The 22,426-nt window shown below is 71.0% G+C and carries 23 protein-coding genes; 15 read left to right on the plus strand and 8 right to left on the minus strand.

Going from position 1 to position 22,426, the window contains the following annotated elements:
* Nucleotides 1–10 precede the first annotated feature (10 nt).
* The 5 genes from mfd (at nt 11) to FZO89_RS03805 (ending at nt 6,245) form a co-directional block, all read left to right on the plus strand.
* Nucleotides 11–3,586, plus strand: coding sequence for a transcription-repair coupling factor (gene mfd / locus FZO89_RS03785; protein ID WP_149102002.1), 3,576 nt, complete (start codon nt 11–13; stop codon nt 3,584–3,586).
* Nucleotides 3,587–3,682: 96 nt separating this feature from the next.
* Nucleotides 3,683–3,913: a putative cation transport regulator ChaB gene (chaB, locus tag FZO89_RS03790; protein ID WP_149102003.1), complete on the plus strand. Its 231-nt coding sequence runs from the start codon at nt 3,683–3,685 to the stop codon at nt 3,911–3,913.
* Between the two features lie 232 nt (nt 3,914–4,145).
* A complete protein-coding gene (locus FZO89_RS03795) occupies nt 4,146–4,682 on the plus strand; it encodes a SixA phosphatase family protein (RefSeq protein WP_149102004.1) in 537 nt (178 codons plus the stop codon).
* A gap of 181 nt (nt 4,683–4,863) precedes the next feature.
* Nucleotides 4,864–5,724, plus strand: coding sequence for a pirin family protein (locus FZO89_RS03800; RefSeq protein ID WP_149102005.1), 861 nt, complete (start codon nt 4,864–4,866; stop codon nt 5,722–5,724).
* Between the two features lie 80 nt (nt 5,725–5,804).
* Nucleotides 5,805–6,245 carry a hypothetical protein gene (locus FZO89_RS03805; protein ID WP_149102006.1) on the plus strand — a complete coding sequence of 147 codons (441 nt, stop codon included), beginning with the start codon at nt 5,805–5,807 and terminating at the stop codon, nt 6,243–6,245.
* A 100-nt stretch (nt 6,246–6,345) separates the two neighbouring features.
* Here the strand turns inward: FZO89_RS03805 and FZO89_RS03810 are convergent, their stop codons facing one another.
* A complete protein-coding gene (locus FZO89_RS03810; protein WP_149102007.1) occupies nt 6,346–6,783 on the minus strand; it encodes a hypothetical protein in 438 nt (145 codons plus the stop codon).
* 296 nt (nt 6,784–7,079) lie between these two features.
* Here FZO89_RS03810 and aqpZ point away from each other — a divergent pair, with 296 nt between their 5' ends.
* Nucleotides 7,080–7,814 (plus strand): aquaporin Z, encoded by a 735-nt coding sequence (aqpZ, locus tag FZO89_RS03815; protein WP_149102008.1) that lies wholly within the window; start codon nt 7,080–7,082, stop codon nt 7,812–7,814.
* 67 nt (nt 7,815–7,881) lie between these two features.
* Here the strand turns inward: aqpZ and FZO89_RS03820 are convergent, their stop codons facing one another.
* The 4 genes from FZO89_RS03820 to FZO89_RS03835 all read right to left on the minus strand — a co-directional run bounded on the left by FZO89_RS03820 (nt 7,882) and on the right by FZO89_RS03835 (nt 12,086).
* Nucleotides 7,882–8,757, minus strand: coding sequence for a pirin family protein (locus FZO89_RS03820; protein WP_149102009.1), 876 nt, complete (start codon nt 8,755–8,757; stop codon nt 7,882–7,884).
* A gap of 103 nt (nt 8,758–8,860) precedes the next feature.
* The gene (gene rlmKL, locus FZO89_RS03825) at nt 8,861–11,095 is read right to left on the minus strand and encodes a bifunctional 23S rRNA (guanine(2069)-N(7))-methyltransferase RlmK/23S rRNA (guanine(2445)-N(2))-methyltransferase RlmL (protein WP_149102010.1); all 2,235 of its coding nucleotides are present in this window, start codon (nt 11,093–11,095) and stop codon (nt 8,861–8,863) included.
* A complete protein-coding gene (locus FZO89_RS03830) occupies nt 11,092–11,628 on the minus strand; it encodes an alpha/beta hydrolase (RefSeq protein WP_149102011.1) in 537 nt (178 codons plus the stop codon). Before FZO89_RS03830 ends, rlmKL begins: the two co-directional genes overlap by 4 nt.
* On the minus strand, nt 11,625–12,086 hold the full coding sequence (locus tag FZO89_RS03835) for an MOSC domain-containing protein (RefSeq protein ID WP_425480454.1): 462 nt from the start codon (nt 12,084–12,086) through the stop codon (nt 11,625–11,627). Before FZO89_RS03835 ends, FZO89_RS03830 begins: the two co-directional genes overlap by 4 nt.
* A gap of 61 nt (nt 12,087–12,147) precedes the next feature.
* Between FZO89_RS03835 and FZO89_RS03840 the strand changes: the two genes are divergently transcribed.
* The 4 genes from FZO89_RS03840 (at nt 12,148) to FZO89_RS03855 (ending at nt 15,775) form a co-directional block, all read left to right on the plus strand.
* Complete coding sequence (locus tag FZO89_RS03840) at nt 12,148–12,720, plus strand: N-acetylmuramoyl-L-alanine amidase (protein WP_149102013.1); 573 nt, start codon at nt 12,148–12,150, stop codon at nt 12,718–12,720.
* A gap of 131 nt (nt 12,721–12,851) precedes the next feature.
* Nucleotides 12,852–13,748, plus strand: coding sequence for an acyl-CoA thioesterase II (gene tesB, locus FZO89_RS03845; RefSeq protein WP_149102014.1), 897 nt, complete (start codon nt 12,852–12,854; stop codon nt 13,746–13,748).
* A gap of 3 nt (nt 13,749–13,751) precedes the next feature.
* Nucleotides 13,752–14,576: a putative signal transducing protein gene (locus FZO89_RS03850; protein ID WP_149102015.1), complete on the plus strand. Its 825-nt coding sequence runs from the start codon at nt 13,752–13,754 to the stop codon at nt 14,574–14,576.
* A 59-nt stretch (nt 14,577–14,635) separates the two neighbouring features.
* Complete coding sequence (locus tag FZO89_RS03855) at nt 14,636–15,775, plus strand: RNA polymerase sigma factor (RefSeq protein WP_149102016.1); 1,140 nt, start codon at nt 14,636–14,638, stop codon at nt 15,773–15,775.
* 572 nt (nt 15,776–16,347) lie between these two features.
* Here the strand turns inward: FZO89_RS03855 and FZO89_RS03860 are convergent.
* The gene (locus tag FZO89_RS03860) at nt 16,348–17,010 is read right to left on the minus strand and encodes an EF-hand domain-containing protein (protein ID WP_187471030.1); all 663 of its coding nucleotides are present in this window, start codon (nt 17,008–17,010) and stop codon (nt 16,348–16,350) included.
* 166 nt (nt 17,011–17,176) lie between these two features.
* Between FZO89_RS03860 and FZO89_RS03865 the strand changes: the two genes are divergently transcribed.
* Together FZO89_RS03865 and FZO89_RS03870 are read left to right on the plus strand one after the other, a co-directional pair.
* Nucleotides 17,177–17,908 (plus strand): arginyltransferase, encoded by a 732-nt coding sequence (locus FZO89_RS03865; RefSeq protein WP_149102018.1) that lies wholly within the window; start codon nt 17,177–17,179, stop codon nt 17,906–17,908.
* On the plus strand, nt 17,905–19,137 hold the full coding sequence (locus tag FZO89_RS03870) for an endonuclease/exonuclease/phosphatase family protein (RefSeq protein ID WP_149102019.1): 1,233 nt from the start codon (nt 17,905–17,907) through the stop codon (nt 19,135–19,137). The genes FZO89_RS03865 and FZO89_RS03870 overlap by 4 nt, the downstream gene beginning before the upstream one ends.
* A gap of 3 nt (nt 19,138–19,140) precedes the next feature.
* Here FZO89_RS03870 and FZO89_RS03875 read toward each other — a convergent pair whose 3' ends face one another.
* Both FZO89_RS03875 and purT read right to left on the minus strand, forming a co-directional pair.
* Entirely contained in the window at nt 19,141–19,515 is a 375-nt protein-coding gene (locus tag FZO89_RS03875; RefSeq protein ID WP_149102020.1) for a hypothetical protein, read from the minus strand.
* Nucleotides 19,516–19,645: 130 nt separating this feature from the next.
* Nucleotides 19,646–20,845 (minus strand): formate-dependent phosphoribosylglycinamide formyltransferase, encoded by a 1,200-nt coding sequence (gene purT, locus FZO89_RS03880; protein ID WP_149102021.1) that lies wholly within the window; start codon nt 20,843–20,845, stop codon nt 19,646–19,648.
* A gap of 180 nt (nt 20,846–21,025) precedes the next feature.
* On the opposite strand from purT, the gene FZO89_RS03885 reads away from it, so the two are divergent.
* From FZO89_RS03885 to FZO89_RS03895, 3 genes are read left to right on the plus strand one after another with little or no spacing between them, the layout of a single operon-like run.
* The gene (locus FZO89_RS03885; protein ID WP_425480455.1) at nt 21,026–21,826 is read left to right on the plus strand and encodes an SPFH domain-containing protein; all 801 of its coding nucleotides are present in this window, start codon (nt 21,026–21,028) and stop codon (nt 21,824–21,826) included.
* 14 nt (nt 21,827–21,840) lie between these two features.
* Entirely contained in the window at nt 21,841–22,185 is a 345-nt protein-coding gene (locus tag FZO89_RS03890) for a hypothetical protein (RefSeq protein WP_149102023.1), read from the plus strand.
* Entirely contained in the window at nt 22,185–22,373 is a 189-nt protein-coding gene (locus tag FZO89_RS03895) for a type II toxin-antitoxin system antitoxin (RefSeq protein ID WP_149102024.1), read from the plus strand. The genes FZO89_RS03890 and FZO89_RS03895 overlap by 1 nt, the downstream gene beginning before the upstream one ends.
* Nucleotides 22,374–22,426 lie beyond the last annotated feature (53 nt).

Consider the following 22,426-nt stretch of genomic DNA (forward strand, 5'->3'; position numbering starts at 1 on the left):
TTGCCGATCGATGCCCCCAGAACGTCCCACCGCTCCGCCGCTGCCGCGGCCCGGCCAGCCGCGCGCCTGGTGGCGCATGCCCGCCAGCCGCAGCGCGCTGGCCTGGCATGTCGCGCGTGCCGCGCGTGCGCGCACGGCCCCGCTGCTGCTGATCGCGCGCGACAACCACGCCGCGCACCAGCTGGAAACCGACCTGCGCACCCTGCTCGGCGGCGACGAGGGCCTGCCCGTGGTGGTCTTCCCGGACTGGGAAACCCTGCCCTGGGACCGCTTCAGCCCGCACCCGGACATCGTCTCCCAGCGCCTGGCCACGCTGCTGCGGCTACCGTCGCTGACGCAGCCGGCGATCGTGATCGTCCCGGTGCAGACCCTGCTGCAGCGGCTGCCGCCGCTGCGCCACGTGGTCGGCAGCGCGTTCGACATGCGCGTCGGCCAGCGGCTCGACTTCGACGCCGAGAAGCGCCGGCTCGAGGGCGCTGGCTACCGCAACGTGCCGCAGGTGTTCGACCCGGGCGACTTCGCGGTGCGCGGCGGGCTGCTGGATGTCTACCCCATGGGCGCCGACCAGCCCTACCGGGTCGAACTGTTCGACGACAGCATCGAATCGATCCGCGCCTTCGACCCGGAAACCCAGCGCTCGCTCGACCGGGTCGACGCGATGCGCATGCTGCCCGGCCGCGAGATCCCGACCGACGACGTCGCCCTGTCCGCCGCGCTCGACGCGCTGCGCGCGCGCTTCGACATCGACACCCGCCGCAGCGGCCTGGTACAGGACCTCAAGGCCGGGATCGTGCCGGCCGGGATCGAGTACTACCTGCCGCTGTTCTTCGCCACGACCGCGACCCTGTTCGACTACCTCGCCCCCGACACCCTGCCCCTGGTCGACGACGGCGCGCTGGAGGCGGCCGATCATTTCTGCAGGCAGGCCGCCGAACGCTACGAGCAGCTGCGCCACGACATCGAACGCCCGATCCTGCCGCCCGCCGAACTGTGGCTGACGCCCGACGCCCTGCGCGAGCGCCTCAACGCCGGCGAACGCATCGAACTGTGCGACACGGCGCATCCGCGCCACGCCCAGGCCAGCGCGCTGGGCGACCAGCCTGCGCCGGTGCTGCCGCTGTCCGCGCGCGACAGCGAACCGGGTGCCGCGCTGGGCGCATTCCTGTCCAGCTACAGCGGACGGACGCTGATCGCCGCCGATTCGGCCGGACGCCGCGAGGCGCTGCTGGAACTGCTGGACGCGGCGGGATTGAAGCCGGTGGTGCTGACCGGGTTCGCCGCCTTCCTTTCCGACTCCGGGGGCGGCGGCGATGGGAATGCCGGGGCGGTCGCAGCGGAAGGAAGAACCACGCCCATGGGTTCCCGCCTGCGCGGGAACGACATCGGGTTCGCGATCGCGGTGGCGCCGCTCGACGACGGTTTCGCGCTCGACGACGACGGCACCGGACGCGGTCCGGTCGCGATCCTCACCGAACGCCAGCTGTTCCCCGAGCGCGCCGCGCAGCCGCGCCGGCGCAAGCGCGCGGGCCGCGAGCCCGAGGCGATCATCCGCGACCTGGGCGAGCTCAGCGAAGGCGCGCCGATCGTGCACGAGGACCACGGCGTCGGCCGCTACCGCGGCCTGGTCACGCTCGAGGCCGGCGGCCAGGCCGGCGAGTACCTCGACATCGAGTACGCCAAGGGCGACCGCCTGTACGTGCCGGTGGCACAGCTGCACCTGGTCAGCCGCTACTCGGGCGCGTCGGCCGAGACCGCGCCGCTGCATTCGCTCGGCGGCGAGCAATGGGCCAAGGCCAAGCGCAAGGCGCGCGAGAAGGTGCGCGACGTGGCTGCCGAACTGCTGGAGATCCAGGCGCGGCGGATGGCGCGCGCCGGGCTGGCGCTGCCGCTCGATCGCGCGATGTACGAACCGTTCGCCGCGGCGTTCCCGTTCGAGGAGACGCCGGACCAGCACGCGGCGATCGAGGCGGTGATCCGCGACCTCGGCTCCAGCCAGCCGATGGACCGCGTGGTCTGCGGCGACGTCGGCTTCGGCAAGACCGAGGTGGCGGTGCGCGCGGCGTTCGTGGCCGCGGCCGCGGGCCGCCAGGTGGCGGTGCTGGTGCCGACCACCCTGCTGGCCGAGCAGCATTACCGCAACTTCCGCGACCGCTTCGCCGACTGGCCGCTGCGCGTCGAGGTGCTGTCGCGCTTCAAGAGCACGAAGGAGATCAAGGCCGAGATCGGGAAGATCGCCGAGGGCACGCTCGACGTGATCGTCGGCACCCACCGTCTGCTGCAGAAGGACGTGAAGTTCAAGGACCTGGGGCTGGTCATCGTCGACGAGGAACAGCGCTTCGGCGTACGTCAGAAGGAGGCGCTAAAGGCGCTGCGCGCCAACGTGCACCTGCTCACCCTCACCGCCACGCCGATCCCGCGTACGCTCAACATGGCGATGGCCGGATTGCGCGACCTGTCGATCATCGCCACTCCGCCCGCGCACCGCCTTGCGGTGCAGACCTTCGTCCACGCCTGGGACGACGCGATGCTGCGCGAGGCGTTCCAGCGCGAGCTCTCGCGCGGCGGCCAGGTGTATTTCCTGCACAACGACGTCGAGAGCATCGGCCGCATGCAGCGCCAGCTCTCGGAGCTGGTGCCGGACGCGCGCATCGGCATCGCCCACGGCCAGATGCCGGAGCGCGAGCTGGAAAAGGTGATGCTGGACTTCCACAAGCAGCGCTTCAACGTGCTGTTGTGCTCGACCATCATCGAGTCCGGCATCGACATCCCCAACGCCAACACCATCATCATCAACCGCGCCGACAAGTTCGGCCTGGCGCAGCTGCACCAGTTGCGCGGGCGCGTCGGCCGCTCGCACCACCGCGCCTACGCCTACCTGGTGGTGCCCGACCGGCGTTCGATCACCTCCGATGCGCAGAAGCGCCTCGAGGCGATCGCCTCGATGGACGAGCTCGGCGCCGGCTTCACCCTCGCGACCCACGACCTCGAGATCCGCGGCGCCGGCGAACTGCTCGGCGAGGACCAGAGCGGGCAGATGGCCGAGGTCGGCTTCAGCCTCTACACCGAGCTGCTCGAGCGCGCGGTGCGTTCGATCCGCCAGGGCAAGCTGCCCGACATCGACGAGCCGCTGGATCGCGGCGCCGACGTCGAACTGCACGTGCCTGCGCTGATCCCGGAAGACTACCTGCCCGACGTGCACACGCGCCTGACGCTGTACAAGCGCATCAGCTCCGCGCGCGACGGCGCCGAACTGCGCGAGCTGCAGGTGGAGATGATCGACCGCTTCGGCCTGCTGCCGGATCCGGCCAGGCACCTGTTCGCGATCGCCGAACTGCGGCTGCAGGCGACCGCGCTGGGCATCCGCAAGCTCGACCTGGGCCCGGGCGGCGGGCGGCTGCAGTTCCTGGACAAGCCGTCGGTCGATCCGATGGCGGTGATCCGCCTGATCCAGGGCCAGTCGAAGCACTACCGCATGGACGGCCCAGACCGGCTGCGCATCACCCTGGATCTGCCCGATGCCGATACCCGGCTGAAGGCGGCGCGCGGGCTGCTGATCGCACTCGCGCCGCAGGCCGGGAGTGCCTGACCCTCGTCTGCAGGCATGCACGCAATGCTCACGCCCGGCTCACCGCGCGGTGACCCGCGCGGCGCTAGGGTCGAAGGCCCGCACGGAGCCACGCCCATGCCCTACGAGCGCATCGACGACCTGCCCGATCCGGTCCGCGACAACCTGCCGAAGCATGCGCAGGACATCTACAAGGAAGCCTTCAACAGCGCCTGGGACCAGTACAAGGATCCGGATGACCGCCGCGGCGACGCCAGCCGCGAGGAGACCGCGCACCGCGTGGCCTGGGCCGCGGTGAAGGAAAAATACGACAAGGGCGACGACGGAAAGTGGCACCCGAAGAAATAGGGTGCCGCCCGGGCCTCGCTGCGCGCTGCGGGCGAGCCGCGCGCGGGCCTGGTGCCGGCGCCGACTCCCGGTGATTCCGACGCCGCACGCCGGGCAGCCGGGCAACCGCCGCAGCGACGAGCCGACGTGGGCTTCGCGGAAGGCGCCGGACGTGGTCGCCTGATCGAGGTCAGCGCGCGGCTGCGGACTCGCCGCGACGCCTCCGCGTCGGTGCTTCACGCATAATCGCGCGATGAGCACCCGCCTCCTGTTGCTGCTGTCGATCGCCGGCCTGCTCGGCGCCTGCGCCGGTCGCGATACGCGCTCCAGCGCGGAAGGCGCGACCTTCGTGGTGGTGCGCCACGCCGAGAAGGCCAGCAGCCCGGACGACGACCCTGTGCTGGACCCGGCCGGGCTCGAACGCGCCCGGCTGCTGGCGCGGGAACTCGCGGACCAGCCGGTCGTGGCGATCTACGCTACCGGCTATCGGCGTACCCGGCAGACCGCCGCGCCGAGCGCCGCCACGTTCGGGCTGCAGGTCACGACCTACGACGCGAAGGCGCCTGCCACCGCGCTCGCCGCGCAACTGCGTGCGGCGCACCCGCGCGGCACGGTCCTCGTCGCCGGCCACAGCAACACCGTGCCCGACATCGTCGCCGCGCTCTGCGGCTGCGATTCCGAGCCGATGCCCGAGACCGAGTACGACCGCATCAGCACGATCCGCGTCGATGCCGACGGTCGTGCCTCGCTCCGGGTCGCGCGTTACGGACGCCATCCACCCGCCCCGTGAGCGCCCTTGATGGCGGACGCGTCGGAGCCGGCCGCGCGATCTTGGCATGTGGCAGGGGATGCGTCCGGCAGCAGGCCGCCATGCCCGACGCCGCGATGCCGCGGAACGATCCGTTGCCCGGATGGATCCGGCGTCACCTTCGCCGCGTGCGATCCTGCGCTCCTGCCCGCCGGAGAAACCCATGACCACGATCATCGCCCCGCGCGAACACGACATCGGCAACATGGTCGTCCGCCGCGCCGTGCCGACGATCCAGGCGCGCAGCGTCGGGCCGTTCGTGTTCGTCGACCACATGGGGCCGGCGCTGTTCGAGCCCGGCGTCGGCATCGACGTGCGCCCGCACCCGCACATCGGCCTGGCCACCGTGACCTTCCTCTGGGCGGGCACGATCCGCCACCGCGACACGCTCGGTTCGCTCCAGGACATCAACCCCGGTGACGTGAACTGGATGACCGCGGGCCGCGGCATCGCCCACTCCGAGCGCACGCCCGGGGACCTGCGCGGAGGCGGGCAGGCGCTGCATGGCATGCAGACCTGGGTGGCGCTGCCGAAACCCCACGAGGAGGCGGCGCCAGCGTTCCACCACCACCCTGCCACCACCCTGCCCCGGATCGAGCAGCGGGGCGCGACCCTGCGCATCATCGCCGGCAGGGCCTACGGCGAGGAGTCGCCGGTGGACGTGTTCAGCAGCACCCTCAACGTGGCGATCGACCTTGCCGCCGACGCCGAAACGAGGATCGACGCGAACCATGTCGAACGCGCGGTCTACGTGCTCGAGGGCGAGGCGCAACTGGACGGCAGCGACATCCCCGCGCGCCACCTGGTGCTGCCCGATCCCGGCTCCCCGGCGGTGCTGCGGGCGAAGACCCCGCTCAAGGCGCTGCTGTTCGGGGGCGAGCCGCTGGATGCGCCACGACACCTGTGGTGGAACTTCGTGTCCTCGTCGAAGGAACGCATCGAACAGGCCAAGCACGACTGGCAGGCGGGTCGATTCGGCACGATCGCGGACGAAACCGACTTCATCCCGCTCCCCGAAAGATGACGGGGTTCAAGTTTTTGTGCATTGCATCATGAGGCGCGCCGTGGCAAGGTCAGGCAGGCCTTCCCCGTTCAGGAATCCCCATGAAGCTGATGCGCTGGCTCGTCGTCGCGGCCCTCGTACTGCCCTTCCACGTCTTCGCGCAGTCGACCAGCAGGTGCCCGGAACTGCCCGCGGGCGCCGACCTGGTGTGGGAGACGATCGAGGGTGGCGATTTCCTCTATTGCAAGGCCATGCACGCCGACGGTGCGCAGGCCTTCGCGGTGATGCTGCGCGCGGAATCGCCGTTCCGCGAACGCTTCTCGCTGCGAGAGGAAAGCGGCACGATAGGCGGCCACGAGGTGCGCTGGTATCGCGGGGTGCTGGCACTGGACGACGCGATCGTGCGCGAAACGCTGATCGAACTGGACGACGACCTGACCGCCCACATCACCCTGCGCGTGGACACCGAGCAGGAACTGGCGGAGAGCCTGCGGTTGGCCGAAGGGCTGCGTTTCCACGACAGCCGGATCGGCAGCAACTAGACGCCGCCCGGGCCGTGCGAGGGTGTCGGGCACCGCTGCGCCATCCCCACCCTCGCCGCGGCGATCGCAGCGGCCGCGGCCGCACCGGCGGGTGGATCGTTCAGTCGCCGCCGACGCCGCGGAAGCGCATGCCCTCGGCGAGTCGCCGGTTCTCCGCGAGCAGGTCTTCCGAATCCGCACGCACGACGATATGCGCCGTGTTCCTGCGGCCGAGTTCCACCAGCGTCTCGCGCACCAGCACGTTCTGGCGGGTCGCGACTTCTCCGCGGTACCAGCGTACGTCGTGGCCGTCGATCTCGGCATCCTCCTCGCGCAGGCCGCGGGTCGGCCGGAACGGCGATTCGCTGCCGAGCATCACCGCGAACGCCTGGGTCCCGTCGGACGCGCGGATGGCCTTGCAGAACACGAAGTCGGGGCCTTCGACCACTTCCCAGCCCAGATCGGTGCCGGGCGGCAGGTCGGGGCAGTTTTCCGTTGCGGATTGCGCGAACGCGTAGCCTGACCACAGCAGGCCGGCCAGCAGGCACATCGATTTCATCTCAAGTCACTCCATGTAGCGAAGGGACCACGAGGTCACAGCCCTGCATGGGGGAAGTGCTGCACCGCAACAGCTTCGTGGATAATTCATCGTCCAGCAAAAGGGGGATGAAATCCGTTTCGGGGGCACTATACCGAATCGGCGCGATTGTCCAAGTCATTGTTTTTGCTGCATTGCGGCATAGACTCTGCCTTCGGCTGCCGCATCGTCGCGATGCTTGCCAGTGCCCATGCCTGCGACCGATGCTCTGGCCTCGACGCCAGGGCAGTCTCGCCCACTACCGGGGGAACCGCATCATGATCAAAAAACTCTCCGCCGAATTCGTCGGCACCTTCTGGCTGGTCCTGGGCGGCTGCGGCAGCGCCGTGCTCGCGGCCAATTTCGGCGGCGACGGCAATCCGCTGGGCATCGGGTTCGTCGGCGTGGCCCTGGCGTTCGGTCTCACGGTGCTGACCGGCGCCTACGCGCTCGGCCACATTTCCGGCGGCCATTTCAATCCCGCGGTCAGTTTCGGGCTGTGGGCCGGCGGCCGCTTTCCGGTCCGGGACCTGTTGCCCTACGTCGTGGCGCAGACGCTGGGCGCAACGGCGGCCGCCTTCATCCTGTTCCAGATCGCCAGCGGCGCTCCGGGATTCGCGATCGACGGCGGCAGCGCCGGCGCATTCGCGACCAACGGCTATGGCGGACTCTCCCCCGGCGGCTACTCGATGGCGGCCGCGTTCCTGTGCGAGGTGGTGCTGACCGCCTTCTTCCTGGTCGTGATCATGGGCGCCACCCATGCGCGTGCGCCGGTGGGCTTCGCGCCGATCGCGATCGGCCTTGCCCTGACCCTGATCCACCTGATCAGCATTCCGGTGACCAATACCTCGGTCAATCCCGCGCGTTCCACCGGGGTCGCGGTGCTGGTGGGCGGTGCGCAGGTTTCGCAGCTGTGGATGTTCTGGCTGGCGCCGATCCTCGGCGGCCTGCTCGGCGGCAGCTTCTACAAGTGGCTGGGCCACGACCGGCCGGACATCGTCGGCAACGGCTGAGCACGCCCGGCCGGCTGACACGCGACGGCCGGGCATCGCCCGGCCGCGCGCTTACGCAGCGTTACGCTCAGAACCGCCCCTCCTGAAAATCGACGAACGCCTGCATCAGCTCCTCCCGGGTATTCATCACGAACGGCCCGTGGCGCGCCACCGGCTCGCGCAGCGGCCGGCCGGCGACCACGATCAACCGGGCACCCGCCTCGCCGCCGTGCAGCTTCAGCGCATCGCCGCCGCCGAGCACCGCCATCTCCTGCGCGCCGAGCGCACGCGCATCGTCGCCGTCGCCAAGCATCGCATCGCCCTCGAACGCATAGGCGAACGCGTTGTGGCCCGGCGGCAGCGGGTACAGCCATGCGGCACCCGGCGCGAGCTCGACGTCGAGGTACACCGGCTCGGTCGCCGGCTGCGAGATCGGGCCGCGCACGAGTGCGCCATCGGCGTCGTGCACAGCGCCGGCGATGAGCTTCACCCGCACGCCCTCGGCCGGCGTCACCACCGGCAACTGCGCAGGCGGGAACTCCTGGTAGCGCGGCGCCGTCATCTTGTCCTTCGCCGGCAGGTTCACCCACAGCTGGAAGCCGCGCATGCGGCCGTTTTCCTGCTCGGGCATCTCCGAGTGCACCAGGCCGCGGCCGGCCGTCATCCACTGCACGCTGCCGGGCACCAGCAGGCCCTCGTTGCCGTGGTTGTCCTTGTGGCGAATGCGGCCGTCGAGCATGTAGGTGACGGTCTCGAACCCGCGGTGCGGATGGCTGGGGAAGCCCGCGAGGTAGTCCTCGGGCCGGTCGGTGCCGAACTCGTCGAGCAGCAGGAACGGATCGAGGTCGGGCAGCTCGCCGCCGCCGATGACGCGGGTCAGACGCACCCCGGCACCGTCGGACGCGGGCGTGCCGCGGACCTTGCGGGCGATGCGGGCGTAAAGGATGGGATCGGTGGTGTTCATGGCGTTGCCTCGGCTGGACTGCCCGGCAATATGCGCCCGGTTCCAGGCGCGATAACCGTCACCGACGCAACGGTACTTGCCAGATTTGCGCGGTCGCCACGCCTCAGCCGTGCCTGCGCCGGAGTTCCCAGGTGCGGTGGATGCGCGGGTTGCGGGCGAAGTCGGGCGGGATGGTCGCGGCGCTGACGTCCTCGACCCGGGCGAACGCCGCCAGCGCGTCCGCATCGAGCCGGAAGCGGCGGAAATTGTTCGAGAAATAGAGCACGCCATCCGGCGCCAGGCGCGAGACCGCCAGCTGCAGCAGCTCCACGTGCGAGCGCTGCACGTCGAAGTCGTCGGCGCGCGCGGAATTGGAGAACGTCGGCGGATCGCAGAACACCAGGTCGTATTCGCCACGGTCGGCACGCAGCCAGGCCATCGCGTCGGCCTGGGCGATGCGGTGCCGGGTACCGCCGATCGCGTTCTCGCGCAGGTTGTCGGCCAGCCATTCGAGGTAGGTCGCCGACAGGTCGACGCTGGTGGTCTGCGCCGCGCCGCCGACGGCCGCCTGCACCGTCGCCGCGCCGGTGTAGCAGAACAGGTTGAGCAGGCGCCGGTCGCGCGCCTGCTGCGCGATGCGCAGGCGCAGCGGACGATGGTCGAGGAACAGGCCGGTGTCCAGGTAGTCGAACAGGTTCACCCGCAGGCGCGCCGCGCCCTCGCGCACAGTCAGGAACTCGCCGCGACGGGCGAAGTGGCCGTACTTGGCTCCGCCCCGCCCCTTGACGCGGGTCTTCACCGCGATGCGTTCGCGCGGCACCTCCAGCGCATCCGACGCGCCTGCCAGCAGTTCGCCGAAACGCTTGCGCGTGACCGCCTCGGGGATCTCGGCAGGCGCGGCGTACTCCTGCACGTGCAGCCAGCGCTCGCGCGACACGACATCGGTGTAGACGTCGATCGCCGCGGAATATTCGGGGATGTCGGCATCGTAGGCGCGGAAGCAGTCGACCTCCTCGCGTTCGCGCCAGGCGCGCGAGGCCTTCAGGGTCTTGCGCAGGCGGTTGGCGACCATGCCGGCGCCCTCCGACAGCACCCGCGGCGCCGCATCCACCCGCGCCGCGGGCAGGACCGGATCGCATACGACCAGCACGCATTCCAGTGCGCCGTTGAACACCTGGTAGGTCTTCTTCGCACGCAGGCCGGTGGCGAAGGCCAGTTCGCGATCGCCGCACAGCAGGCTCGCGCGCCATTGCGGCACCGCCCGCCTGAGCGCGTCGCCGAGTGCGCGGTACAGCGCGGGGTCGGCGGCCAGTCGCGCGTCGTAGGGCGGATTGCAGACGACGAGCCCGCGCGCCGACCAGGTGGATTCCCCTGTCGCAGCGGTCCCTGCCGGGACATCCGCCACCGGGTCCAACGCAGGGTCGCCGGCAACTGCACCGGAGTGTTGCCCGAGACCTGCCGCGTCCAGTTGCGCGATGGAACGCACGTGCCAGCGCACCGCATCGCGCAGGCCCGCGGCCGCGGCATTCTCGCGCGCGGCGCGGATCGCCTGCGGATCGATGTCGCCGCCATCGAACACCGGGCGCAGCGCGGTCCGGCCGACGCGTTCGCGCGCCAGCGCCTCTTCGACCATTCCATCCCACGCCGCCACATCGAAACCGCGCCAGCGGCTCGGCGCGCGCCCGCCGTGGCGCAGCAAGCCCGGCGCGACATCGGCCGCCATCAGCGCGCCTTCGATCAGCAGCGTGCCGCTGCCGCACATCGGGTCCAGCAGCGCGCCGCCCTCGGCGTACAGCGCGGGCCAGCCGCCGCGCAGCAGTACGGCCGCGGCGAGGTTTTCCTTCAGCGGCGCCTCGCCCTGGGCGCGACGCCAGCCGCGCCGATGCAGCGGCCCGCCGCCCAGGTCGACCGACAGGATGGCGCGGCCCTTGCGCACCACCAGGTTCAGGCGCAGGTCCGGGGCTTCGAGGTCGACGTCGGGGCGTGCGCCGGTGGTGTCGCGCAGCGCATCCACCACCGCGTCCTTGATCCGCTGCGCCGCGTAGCGCGCATGGGTGACTTCGCTGCCGGAGACGTGCGCGTCCACCGCCAGGGTCATCGTGGCATCGAGGTGCTCGTGCCAGGGCACCGCGCGCGCGCCGGCGTAGAGCGCATGCTCGTCGGCGCAGGCATAGTCCGCCAGCGGCCACAGTACGCGGCTCGCCAGCCGCGACCACAGCACCGCGCGTTGCGCGTCGGACAACGAGCCTTCGGCATGGGCGCCGGCGACCGCGGCCGTCCCGCCGCTGCAGCCCAGCGCGACGAGCTCGTCGACCAGCAGGTATTCCAGGCCCTTGGCGCAGCTGGCGAAGAACTTCATGCGCGCAGTCCCGCGAGCAGCCCTGCGAACGCCTGCGCCGCGGTCTCGACGTGGTCCGCGAGGCGATGCGCATCGTCCACCAGCAGCAGGGTGGCGCTGCGTGCATGCGCCCAGTCGACCACCGCGGTGGCGGGGATCAGTTCGTCGTGCCAGCCGTGGACGATCGATACCGGCACGTCCGCGGCCTGCAGCGGCGGCGCGGCACCCATCCGCGTAGGCGGGGCCATCAGGAACAGGCCCGCGACCGGCACCCGCAGCGAGACCTGCCCGGAGATCCAGGCGCCGAGGCTGGATCCTGCCAGCACCAGCCGGCCGCGCCGCGCCGCTGCGACGGCACGCGCATGCAGGCGCTCGACGCGCGCATACACGTCGCCGAGATCGCTCACCTCGCGCATCGCGTCGAGGTCGGTGTAATCGGGTCGCTCATGGGTCCAGCCCAGGCGCTCGGCGACTTCCGCCAGCGCCGTCACCTTGGTCGCGTCCGGCCCGCTCTCGAACCCGTGCGAGAGGATGCAGTGACCCTGCGCGCTCACGCGCCAACCCACTCCACCGCATCGCCGAGGCGCAGTTCACCGCCTTCCAGTATCCGTGCGCACAACCCGCCCATGCCGCGCAGGGCGTTGTAGCCGCCGGCACCTAGCGCGACTTCCATCCGCGAACACGGGTCGCACGCGACCGTGCCTTCCAGCAGCACGTCGCCGATGCGGAAACGGTTGCCCTTCAGCGCGATCAACGCAATCCCGGACACGACGAGGTTGCGGCGCAGGGTCGCGGGCACGATCTCCTCGTGCCCGGCGAGCGCGGCGATCGCGGGCAGGTGCTCGGCCTGGATCAGGGTGACGCCGCGCTTGCCGCTGCCGCCGTTGTAGCGATCGCCGGCAAGTCCGCCGCCGGCGCTGGCCTGCGCCGAACCGACTTCGCGCATCGGAACATCCCGCGCCGGTCGCAGGCCGATCCACTGCACCTGGCCCGCGCGCGGGAACCGGGTCATGAGGCGATGCAGGTCGGTCCCGGGCGGCGGCAGTTCCATCGCGCAATGCTAGCATCGCCCCATGCCGCCGCCGTCCGAGCACGTCGCGATCCGCGTCCACCATCTGCCCTACGTCGAGCGGCTCGAATCGCGTTCGATCGGGGCGATCGACCTGGTGGTGATCCACTGCACCGAGCTTCCCGATCTCGCCACCGCGCGCAGCTACGGCGAGCGCGTCCTCCATTCCGGCAGCGGCACCGGCAACAGCGGACACTGGTACGTCGATCGCGACGGCACCATCGTCGAATACGTAGCGCCGGACCGCATCGCCCACCACGTGCGTGGCCACAACGCGCGCTCGGTCGGCATCGAACTGGTGAACACCGGCCGCTATCCACATTGGCTCGACACGCGCCATCAGGCGATGGACGAGCCCTACCCCGACGCGCAGATCGAGGCGCTGCTGGCGCTGCTGGCGTCGGTGCGCGCCAGCCTGCCGGCGCTGCGCTCGATCGCCGGCCACGAGGACCTGGACACCGGCCGCGTGCCCGCCAGCGACGATCCCGCGGTGCAGGTGCCGCGCAAGCGCGACCCCGGCCCGCTCTTTCCCTGGGCGCGCGTGCTGCCGGCCTGCGGGCTTCAACGACTGCCGTAGGCCGCCCCCGCACCCCGCCGCCGTTCGCGGCGGGACACGAAGCCGCCAGCACGGTCACGACGCACGCGGCGCGCGCCGGAGCAGGCCTTCGCAGGCCCGTATAATCGCGATTCGCCCCCCCGCGCCCGCCCATGACCTCGCCCGTTTCCGAGCTGATCGAACTGCTGTCGCTGGAGCGGCTCGAGCAGGACCTGTTCCGCGGCCAGAGCCGCGACATCGGCACCCGCTACGTGTTCGGCGGGCAGGTGTTGGGCCAGGCGCTGTCGGCGGCGCAGGCGACGATGCCCGAACCGCGCGCGGCGCATTCGCTGCACGCCTACTTCCTGCGCGCGGGCGACATCGAGCATCCGATCGTCTACCACGTCGACCGCACCCGCGACGGCGGCAGCTTCTCGGTGCGCCGGGTGACCGCGATCCAGCACGGCAAGGTGATCTTCTTCTGCGCCGCCTCGTTCCAGGAGACCGAGGGCGGCGTCGAACACCAGCCGCCGATGCCGCAGGTACCCGATCCGGACGATATCTCCCCGGCCGAGCCGATCGCCGCCGACGTGCTGGCGACGCTCCCCACCAAGGTGCAGCGCTGGCTCGCCCGCGGCGGTCCGTTCGAGTTCCGCCACGTGCATCCGCGCAACGATCTCAAGCCGGCCAAGCAGCCGCCCTTCAACCACGTCTGGTTCCGGCTGGGCGAACGGGTCGGCGACGGTCCGGAACTGCATCGCGCCCTGCTCGCGTATGCCTCCGATTTCCACCTGCTCGGCACCACCACCTTCCCGCACGGCATCAGCTATTACCAGCCGGACGTGCAGATGGCCTCGCTCGACCACGCGCTGTGGTTCCACCGTCCGTTCCGGGCCGACGAATGGCTGCTGTATTCGATCGACAGCCCCAGCGCGCAGGGATCGCGCGGCCTGGCGCGCGGCCAGGTCTTCAGCCGCGAGGGCCGGCTGGTGGCCAGCACCGCGCAGGAAGGCCTGATCCGCGTGGTCGACCAGGCGCGTGCGGTCGATCCCGCGTCGGCGAAGGGCTGAACCGTGCGCCAGGTCTTCAGCAGCGCACGCATCGAGAACGCCGAAGCCGTCGCCCGGTTGCTCGCCGACCAGGGCATCGAGGTGCGGGTCGAGAACGGCCGCACCCTGCGCAGCTCGATCCGCGGCAATTTCAGCTATCGCGAACAGGCGGAGGGCGCGACGCGCGCAGCGGTGTGGGTGATCCGCTCCGACGACCAGCCGCGCGCGCGCCAGCTGTTGCGCGAAGCGGGCCTGCTGGAAGCGACCGCCGCCAACCCGGGCAACTTCCTGCCCGCGATCGGCCATGCCGCGCGCCTGGACGCGGCTTCGCCCAAGCGCCGCGTCCGCGTCCGGTTCGGCCTGTTGATCGTCGCGGCCGTGGCGCTGGCGCTGTGGCTCAACCAGTTCCGCAATCCCGGCTGGGACCTGCCCGAACCGGTGCGCGCCGACGCGCCGGCGGCGAGCCCGATCGACCCGTCGCTGCAGGCGATCGCCACCAGCGCAGACACGCATTACCGCATCCCCACCCCGCCCGCACTGGCCGCGACCCTCGCCGCGCTGGAGCAGGCGCAGTCACCGGATGCCCGGCTGTGTCTCGCCGTCGACGGCGAGGCCCCGGGTGAAGCCGCGCTGGCGGCCGCGCGCGCGGCCGGTCTCGATCCACGGCCGGCCTCCACCTGCGAGGATGGAGACGACTCGCTGCGGGTCTCGGTTTCGGACTACCTGACCGACGGCTCGGGATCGGGCACGGTCGAGGTTTCGGTAGCCCGCGGCGATGCCAGCCCCACCCCGCGCCGGGTCGAGGTCGAGCGTGCCGAGGACCAGTGGCGCATCCTGCGTACACTCTGAAGCGGTCACATCCGGCCCCCTGCGCCGGTCCCGTCCCGAAGCCCCTCCACCCGGCCACCATGTCCAACGACGCGATCGACCTGCTGATCAAGCGCGAACTTCCCGCCGCGGTGCGCGGCGACCGCGACGCCTACGGCAGGATCGTGGTCGCCAGCCAGAACGTGGTGACCGCCGTCGCCCTGGCCATCACCCGTGACGTGCCCACCAGCGAGGACATCGCCCAGGAGGCCTTCCTGTCCGCCTGGCACCACCTGCCGCGGCTGAAGAACCCGTCGAGTTTCCTGCCGTGGCTGCGCCAGATCACCCGCAACCTGGCCCACGACCACCTGCGCGGCCGGCGCAACCGCATGCTCGACGGCGAGGTCGCGGAGCTGGCCATCCAGCACGCCGCCGACCCCGACGGCTGCCCGCTGCAGCAGGCGCTCGATGCCGAGCGCGATGCCGTCGCCGCCGACCTGATCTCAGAGCTGCCCGAGGAAAGTCGCGAGGCCCTGCTGCTGTACTACCGCGAAGGCCAGAGTTCGAAGCAGGTGGCGATGCTGCTGGGACTGTCCGATGCGGCGGTGCGCAAGCGCCTCTCGCGCGCACGCCAGAGCGTGCGCGAGGACCTGCTCACGCGCTTCAGCGACTTCGCCCGCAGCAGCGCGCCTTCGGCCGCGTTCGCGGTCGGCGTCACCGCGGCGCTGGGCTTCAGCAAGCCGGCCGCCGCGGCCGGGCTGGGCATCGCCACCAAGTCGATCGCCGGCAGCCTGTTCGCGCGGTTCGCCCTGGGCTTCGCCGGTGCGGCGTCCGGTGGCCTGCTCGGTGGGCTGGTCGCGGCCTGGTTCGCACGCGGCGTCATCCTCGACTACGCCGACACCGCCGCCGAGCGCGACATGCTGCTGCGCTTCTCGCGCCGCTACATCGTGCTGTCGCTGGCGATGATCGCGGCGATCATCGGCACCCACCTGGTGTTCGGCGACGAGCGCCACACCTTCGTCGCCATCGCCGTCGCGCTGCTGGCGATGAACTGGCAACTGCTGGTGATGCTGCCGCGGCGGATGAATCCGTTGCTGGCGCGCGACGCGCGGCGCGATCCGGTGGGTGCGAGGCAGCGGCTGCTGGCCTATCGGCTGACCTGGGGCCGCGGCGGGGTGATGATCAGCAACGTGATCGTGATCGGCTCGCTGATCATCGCCCACTTCCATTTCGGCGGCTGAAGCAGACCACGATACCGCTGGAGCAATCCGATCCTGATCCGCACGCCCTCGCGTGCCGCGCGGAGTGGAATGGCCAGAAGAAAAATGGCGTCTTTCCAACTCCGGAGATCTGGGAGGTTGCGAAGTCGGAGGGGGCTGTGGAGCGATCGCGTCGCTTCGCCCCATAGCGCGGCGACCTGACGCACCCCGTTCTGGCTGGCAGGCCTTTGCGGCGAATGTCCCCCGGCATCCGCCTGCGGGCGGATGCCTCCTCCTTGATTTCGCCGCAAAGGCCTGCCAGCCAGAGCGGGGCTCGGCTTGCGGACGCTGGGCCAGTCACGAAGTTCCTGGAAGGGTGCCCGCCCTGACGCGCCAACCCTCCCGCCACGTCTGGTGCGGACGCCCCTGGGTACGAAATCAAGGAGGAGGCGACGGGCGCAGCCCGTTGCCGGGGGACATTCGTGCCCAGGGGCGTCCGTACCCGTCGCCTCGGTCAACGTTCGGACGCTGAGCTTTGCTTTTCTACGCCATGGCAGAAGATCCAAGAAAAAGGCCCGCGTCCTGCGACGCGGGCCTTCGTACCTCCGGCAGGGTCAGCGGCGCTGCGGCGGCTGCAGTTCCGCGCGGCTCAGGAAGCCGTCGCGGTTGTCGTCCATCCACGCGAAGCGCTTGGCCAGTCGCGGCATCTTCTCGTCGACCTCGACGCGGCTGAGCTTGCCGTCGCCGTTGAGGTCGGCCGTGGTGAAGCGTTCATCGAAGCGCTTGCGCATCTCGGCCTGGCGCAGCGGGCGCTGCGTCTCGTGCCAGGCGCGAAGTTCGTTGCGGACGATGTAACCGTCGCTGTTGGCGTCGATCGCGTCGAAGTGCTCGCCCAGCCGATCGGGGCGTCCATCGCGACCAGCCCTGGCGGCCGCCACCTCTTCGCGGCTGAGGCGCCCGTCGCCATCGGCGTCGAGGCGTTCGGCGCCGTGGTGGCCGCCGTGGCTGCGCGAGCCCATGCCGCCGTGGCCATGGTGCCTGCGCTGCGGGCGCTCGCTGGCGTCGAGCCGGCCGTCGGAGTTCGCATCGAGCGTGTCGAACTTCGCCGCCAGGCGCGGGTACTTCGACGCTTCCGCGCGATCGACCACGCCGTCGCCGTTGGTGTCGAGCGCGGGCTTGTCCGCACGCTGCGGGGACGCGGCCGGCTCGGCCGCCATGGCACCCGCGGACATGGCCAGGGCCAGCGCGAGCGCGGTGAACAGGGTCTTGTGCTTCATTGACAGGTCCTCACCTTGCGGCTCCATTGCCGCCGTGCCCCGTCAACGCGCCGCCCGCCCCTGCCGTTGACGCCGCGCCCGGCGGGTTCAGCTCGCGGACACCTGCCGGTCGCACCGCCCGCTACCGGCCGCAGTATGCTGGGGTCCACTGGAGTATCGAGACGGCATGGGCGAGAACGACAACCTGCGGCTGTTCCACACCGGCACGCACGCCTGCGGCTACTGGCCCGAGCGCACGGCCCGCGACCTCGTGTTCGATCCGCACGATGCGCGCCTGCCCGCGTTCTACCCGCAGGCGCTGCAATGGGGTTTCCGCCGCTCCGGCGACATCGTCTACCGCCCGCATTGCCCGCACTGCCGCGCCTGCGTCGCGGTGCGGATCCCGGTGGACGGGTTCGTGCCCAACCGCAGCCAGCGGCGCTGCCTGGTCCGCAACGCCTCGGTCGACGTCCGCGTCCTGCCGGCGGGACGCGACGACGAGCGCCTCGCGCTGTATCGACGCTACCTCGGCTCGCGCCATCCCGGCGGGGGCATGGACACCCACGGCGCGCACGAGTTCGACCAGTTCCTCGTCGGCAGCTGGGCGAACAGCCGGTTCCTGGAGCTGCGCGAGGCCGGCCGCCTGCTCGCGGTCGCGGTGACCGACCTCGACGCGCTCGCGATGTCCGCCGTCTACAGCTTCTACGATCCGGACGAGGTGTCACGCGGGCTCGGTACGCTGGCGATCCTGAAGCAGCTCGAGTGGGCGGCGCGCGAGCGCCGCCGCCATCTCTACCTGGGCTACTGGATCAGCGGACACGACAAGATGGACTACAAGCGCAACTTCCGTCCGCTTGAAGGCTTCGACGGCCGCCGCTGGCGCCCGTTCGACGCGATCGATGCGACCGAAGACCCATGACGTCCCGTTCGCGGCTGGTCGCCCTCATCGTCGTCCTCGCCCTGGCGCTGGCCGGGTGCGTGCGCGTCAACGTCCACGGCGACCCGTCCACTCCGGATGCCCCGATGCCCGAAACCGCCCCGCTCCGCGTCGCCACCTACAACGTGTCGCTGTACGACGAGGACACCGGCGGACTGATCCGGCGGCTGGAGCTGGGCAATGCGCAGGCGCGCAGGATCGCCGCGGTGCTGCAGACGCTGCGGCCCGATATCGTGCTGCTCAACGAGTTCGACTACGACGAGGCCGGCCGCGCCGCCGACCTGTTCCAGCAGCGTTACCTCGAGCAGCCGCAGGCCGGCGGCGGCGAGCCGCTGCGCTATCCCTACCGCTACCTGGCCCCTGTCAACACCGGTGTCCCGAGCGGGCTGGACCTCGACGACAGCGGCAGCGTCGGCGGCGACGGCCGCGAGCGCGGCAACGATGCCTGGGGCTACGGCCTGCATCCGGGCCAGTACGGCATGCTGCTGCTGTCGAAACACCCGATCGACGCGGCACGCGCGCGCACGTTCCGGCTGCTGAAGTGGAGCGCGATGCCGGGCGCACGCCGCCCGGTCGATCCCGCGACCGGCGCGCCGTTCCATCGCGACGAGGTCTGGCGGCAGCTGCGGCTGTCGTCGAAGTCGCACTGGGACGTGCCGGTGGACACGCCGCTGGGCGTGCTGCACGTGCTGGCCTCGCACCCCACGCCGCCGACCTTCGACGGCCCCGAGAACCGCAACGGCCTGCGCAACCACGACGAGATCCGGCTGTGGCGCGAGTACATCTCTCCCGACGCGAAGCCCTGGCTGTGCGACGACGCCGGCACCTGCGGCGGGCTGCCCGGGGATGCGCGCTTCGTGATCCTGGGCGACCTCAACAACGATCCCACCGACGGCGCCGGCGAGCACGAGGCCATCGTCGAACTGCTCGAACACCCGCGCGTGCTGCGTCACGCCACGCCACGCAGCGAAGGGGCCGTGCTCGCGGCGGCCGCGGATGGGGGCGAGAACGGCGCGCATCGCGGCGCGCACGCACACGACACCGGCCGCTTCGGCCCCCGGGTAGGCAACCTGCGGCTGGACTACGTGCTGCCCTCGACCGGATTCACGGTCGCGGACTCTGGCGTGTTCTGGCCGCGGCCGGGCGATCCGGCCGCCGAGCTCGCGGCGGCGAGCGACCATCATCTGGTGTGGATCGACCTGCAGCGCTGAGCATCAGTCCTCGCGCGACGGCGCCTGCGGTGCCGCGATCGACTCCCCGGACAGTTCCGCGGCAGGTGCAGCGGACGGCGTGACCGTCGCCGCGGGGCTGGCCGCCGGCTGCCGCCGGAAACCGAAGCTGCCATCCTGCTGGCTCGATACGATCATCCGCACCATGCTCGACGGCACCATCAGTTCGAGGGTCACGTCCTGACCCGCGGACGTCTTCCCGAACAGGGTCATCTCGGTGAAGCCGCCGGCGGTGTCGATCTCGCTGCAGGCCAGGTGCGTGCCGGCTTCCCCGTCCTGCAGGTAGGGCTTGATGGCGTCGCCCAGCACCTCGAGCGCCTGCGGGTAGAAGAACACGATGTAGCCGCCGCTTCCTTTCATTCACTTCTCCGGTTTCGCGGCGACCGCACTGCGGTGGCCGAAGACATTGCGCGCGTCCCCCTCTCCGGGCGACGCCGCGGGTCGGGCTGAACGCCGGGATGCCGGCCGCGGCAAGGCGGCAGGCGCAAGGCTATTGCAGCTCGATGGTAATGGCCGCCGTCGCATCGCGCGCGACGGCGCGAGCGGCTTCGAGCGAGTCGGCCCTGGCCAGGGTCACGCCGACACGGCGCTGGCCCTCGACCCGCGGCTTGCCGAACAGGCGCAGCGCGGTATCGGGCGCCTGCAGCGCGGCCCCGAGGTTGCCGAACACCGGCACGCCGCTGCCCTGCGCGAGCATCGCGCTGGATGCGGAAGGGCCGCGCTGCGGGATCCAGCCGTCGGCGTCCGCGCCCACCGGCAGCCCGAGGATCGCGCGCGCATGCAGCGCGAATTCGCTCAGCTCCTGCGACACCAGGGTGACCAGACCGGTATCGTGCGGCCGCGGCGAGACCTCGCTGAACCAGACCTCGTCGCCCTTCACGAAAAGCTCCACGCCGAACAGGCCCCAGCCGCCGAGGTCGTCGGTGATCGCCTTCGCGACCCGTTTCGAACGCTCCAGCGCGCGCGGCGACATCGGCTGCGGCTGCCAGCTCTCGCGATAGTCGCCATCGCGCTGCAGGTGTCCGATCGGCGCGCAGAACGCGGTGCCGCCGACGTGGCGCACGGTGAGCAGGGTGATCTCGTAGTCGAAGTCGACGAAGCCCTCGACGATGCAGCGCCCGGCCCCGGCGCGTCCGCCGGTCTGCGCGTACTCCCAGGCGGCCGCGACATCGGCCTCGCCGCGCACCGTGCTCTGGCCCTTGCCGGACGACGACATCACCGGCTTGACCACGCACGGCAGGCCGACCGCCGCGACGGCGTCGCGGTACTCGGCCTCGGTGTCGACGAAGCGGTAGGGAGAGGTCGGCAGGCCCAGTATTTCCGCGGCGAGCCGGCGGATGCCTTCGCGGTCCATCGTCAGCCGCGCGGCGCGCGCGGTCGGCACCACGCGCTGGCCGTGGTCGCGTTCCAGTGCCACCAGGGTGTCGGTGTGGATGGCCTCGATCTCGGGCACCACCAGATGCGGCCTTTCCCGCCGGATCAATGCGCCCAGCGCCGCCGGGTCGAGCATGTCCAGGACATGGCTGCGGTGCGCCACCTGCATCGCCGGCGCATCGGCGTAGCGGTCGGCGGCGATCACCTCGACCCCGAGCCGCTGCAGCTCGATCGCGACCTCCTTGCCCAGCTCGCCCGATCCCAGCAGCAGGACGCGGGTGGCCGTGGGGGACAGCGGGGTGCCGAGCGTGGTCATGGGCGGGTCCGGGCGATGGGGCGCCCATTCTATCGGCGGGTCATCGACGAACGCTCTTGCAATCTGATATCAAATTGATATCTTTCTCTCGTCCGATGGGGGACGAGGAGACAGGCCATGAAAGAAAACCCGATCCGTTCGCTGCCCGGCATCCCGATGCTGCTGGCCCTGCTGGCGATCATGCTGGCCGCCGGCTGGTTCTTCGTCGCAGCGCTCGAGCCCAGGGCAGGGGGACAGATGGCGCTGTCGGTGCTGGCCGCGCTGCTGGCGCTGCTCTGCCTGTGCGGCCTGTACATGGTCGAACCCAACCAGGCCGCCGTGCTCAGCCTGTTCGGCAAGTACGTGGGCACGGCCAAGGAGAACGGCCTGCGCTGGAACAATCCCTTCTACACCAAGAAGAAGGTGTCGCTGCGGGTGCGCAACTTCGAGAGCGGCAGGCTCAAGGTCAACGAACTGGACGGCTCGCCGATCGAGATCGCGGCGGTGATCGTGTGGCGGGTGGTGGACTCCGCCGAGGCGGTGTTCAACGTCGACGACTACGAGAGCTTCGTCCACATCCAGTCCGAGGCGGCGTTGCGGGCGATGGCCACCAGCTATCCCTACGACCAGCACGAGGATGGCCAGATCTCGCTGCGCAGCCATCCGGTGGAGATCTCCGACCGGCTGAAGGAGCAACTGGACGAGCGCCTGACCGCGGCCGGCGTCGACGTGGTCGATGCCCGCATCAGCCACCTCGCCTACGCGCCCGAGATCGCCCACGCCATGCTGCAACGGCAGCAGGCCAACGCGGTGATCGCCGCGCGCACGCGGATCGTCGCCGGTGCCGTCGGCATGGTCGAGATGGCGCTGGCCGAACTGCAGAAGAACGGCGTGGTGCAGCTCGACGAGGAACGCAAGGCGGCGATGGTCAGCAACCTGCTGGTGGTGCTGTGCGGCGACCGCAGCACACAGCCGATCGTCAACGCCGGCACGCTGTACTGACGGACGCGGCCGGCATGCAACCGCACCACCTCGCCGCCCTGGTGTTCGCGCTGATGGCGATCCCGGCCTTCGTCGCCGCCGGCTGGCTGCGTGACGGCCGTCTGCCGGTCGCCGGCGGCGCGCGCGGCATGACCGAGGGCCGCCGCCGCGCACTCGACGACCGGCTGTCCCGGCTGATGCGGATGCTCGCCCTGGCGATGCTGGCGATGGCCGGCGGGATGGCGCTGTGGGGCATGGACCAGCGCCGCATCCTCGTGCTTGCCGTGGTGCTGGTGCTCGTGGTCAACGGGCTCGCGCTGGCGATGCTGCTCGCGGTGGTCCGCGCGCGTCGCGGCACCGGGCCGGGGATGGACCGCTGATGGCGGAGAAGAAGGCCTATCCGCTGCGCATCGGCGCCGACGTGCTGGCGGCGGCGCAGAAGTGGGCGGACGACGACCTTCGCAGCCTCAACGCGCAGATCGAATACGTGCTGCGCGATGCGCTGCGCAAGGCGGGGCGGCTGCCGAAACAGGCGCCTTCCCCCGGCGACGGCGACGAAAGTCCATGAACCGCCTCGCGGCGCCCGCCCGGGAAGCCGCGGGCCGAACCATCGCCCTCCCA

The organism is Luteimonas viscosa (assembly GCF_008244685.1).
Taxonomy (GTDB): domain Bacteria; phylum Pseudomonadota; class Gammaproteobacteria; order Xanthomonadales; family Xanthomonadaceae; genus Luteimonas; species Luteimonas viscosa.

Bases quoted from the DNA above. Each gene is read 5' to 3' on its own strand.
- mfd (WP_149102002.1), top strand. From the start codon at position 11: ATGCCCCCAGAACGTCCCACCGCTCCGCCGCTGCCGCGGCCCGGCCAG.
- chaB (WP_149102003.1), top strand. From the start codon at position 3,683: ATGCCCTACGAGCGCATCGACGACCTGCCCGATCCGGTCCGCGACAAC.
- FZO89_RS03795 (WP_149102004.1), top strand. From the start codon at position 4,146: ATGAGCACCCGCCTCCTGTTGCTGCTGTCGATCGCCGGCCTGCTCGGC.
- FZO89_RS03800 (WP_149102005.1), top strand. From the start codon at position 4,864: ATGACCACGATCATCGCCCCGCGCGAACACGACATCGGCAACATGGTC.
- FZO89_RS03805 (WP_149102006.1), top strand. From the start codon at position 5,805: ATGAAGCTGATGCGCTGGCTCGTCGTCGCGGCCCTCGTACTGCCCTTC.
- FZO89_RS03810 (WP_149102007.1), bottom strand. From the start codon at position 6,783: ATGAAATCGATGTGCCTGCTGGCCGGCCTGCTGTGGTCAGGCTACGCG.
- aqpZ (WP_149102008.1), top strand. From the start codon at position 7,080: ATGATCAAAAAACTCTCCGCCGAATTCGTCGGCACCTTCTGGCTGGTC.
- FZO89_RS03820 (WP_149102009.1), bottom strand. From the start codon at position 8,757: ATGAACACCACCGATCCCATCCTTTACGCCCGCATCGCCCGCAAGGTC.
- rlmKL (WP_149102010.1), bottom strand. From the start codon at position 11,095: ATGAAGTTCTTCGCCAGCTGCGCCAAGGGCCTGGAATACCTGCTGGTC.
- FZO89_RS03835 (WP_425480454.1), bottom strand. From the start codon at position 12,086: ATGACCCGGTTCCCGCGCGCGGGCCAGGTGCAGTGGATCGGCCTGCGA.
- FZO89_RS03840 (WP_149102013.1), top strand. From the start codon at position 12,148: ATGCCGCCGCCGTCCGAGCACGTCGCGATCCGCGTCCACCATCTGCCC.
- tesB (WP_149102014.1), top strand. From the start codon at position 12,852: ATGACCTCGCCCGTTTCCGAGCTGATCGAACTGCTGTCGCTGGAGCGG.
- FZO89_RS03855 (WP_149102016.1), top strand. From the start codon at position 14,636: ATGTCCAACGACGCGATCGACCTGCTGATCAAGCGCGAACTTCCCGCC.
- FZO89_RS03860 (WP_187471030.1), bottom strand. From the start codon at position 17,010: ATGAAGCACAAGACCCTGTTCACCGCGCTCGCGCTGGCCCTGGCCATG.
- FZO89_RS03865 (WP_149102018.1), top strand. From the start codon at position 17,177: ATGGGCGAGAACGACAACCTGCGGCTGTTCCACACCGGCACGCACGCC.
- FZO89_RS03870 (WP_149102019.1), top strand. From the start codon at position 17,905: ATGACGTCCCGTTCGCGGCTGGTCGCCCTCATCGTCGTCCTCGCCCTG.
- FZO89_RS03875 (WP_149102020.1), bottom strand. From the start codon at position 19,515: ATGAAAGGAAGCGGCGGCTACATCGTGTTCTTCTACCCGCAGGCGCTC.
- purT (WP_149102021.1), bottom strand. From the start codon at position 20,845: ATGACCACGCTCGGCACCCCGCTGTCCCCCACGGCCACCCGCGTCCTG.
- FZO89_RS03885 (WP_425480455.1), top strand. From the start codon at position 21,026: ATGCTGGCCGCCGGCTGGTTCTTCGTCGCAGCGCTCGAGCCCAGGGCA.
- FZO89_RS03890 (WP_149102023.1), top strand. From the start codon at position 21,841: ATGCAACCGCACCACCTCGCCGCCCTGGTGTTCGCGCTGATGGCGATC.
- FZO89_RS03895 (WP_149102024.1), top strand. From the start codon at position 22,185: ATGGCGGAGAAGAAGGCCTATCCGCTGCGCATCGGCGCCGACGTGCTG.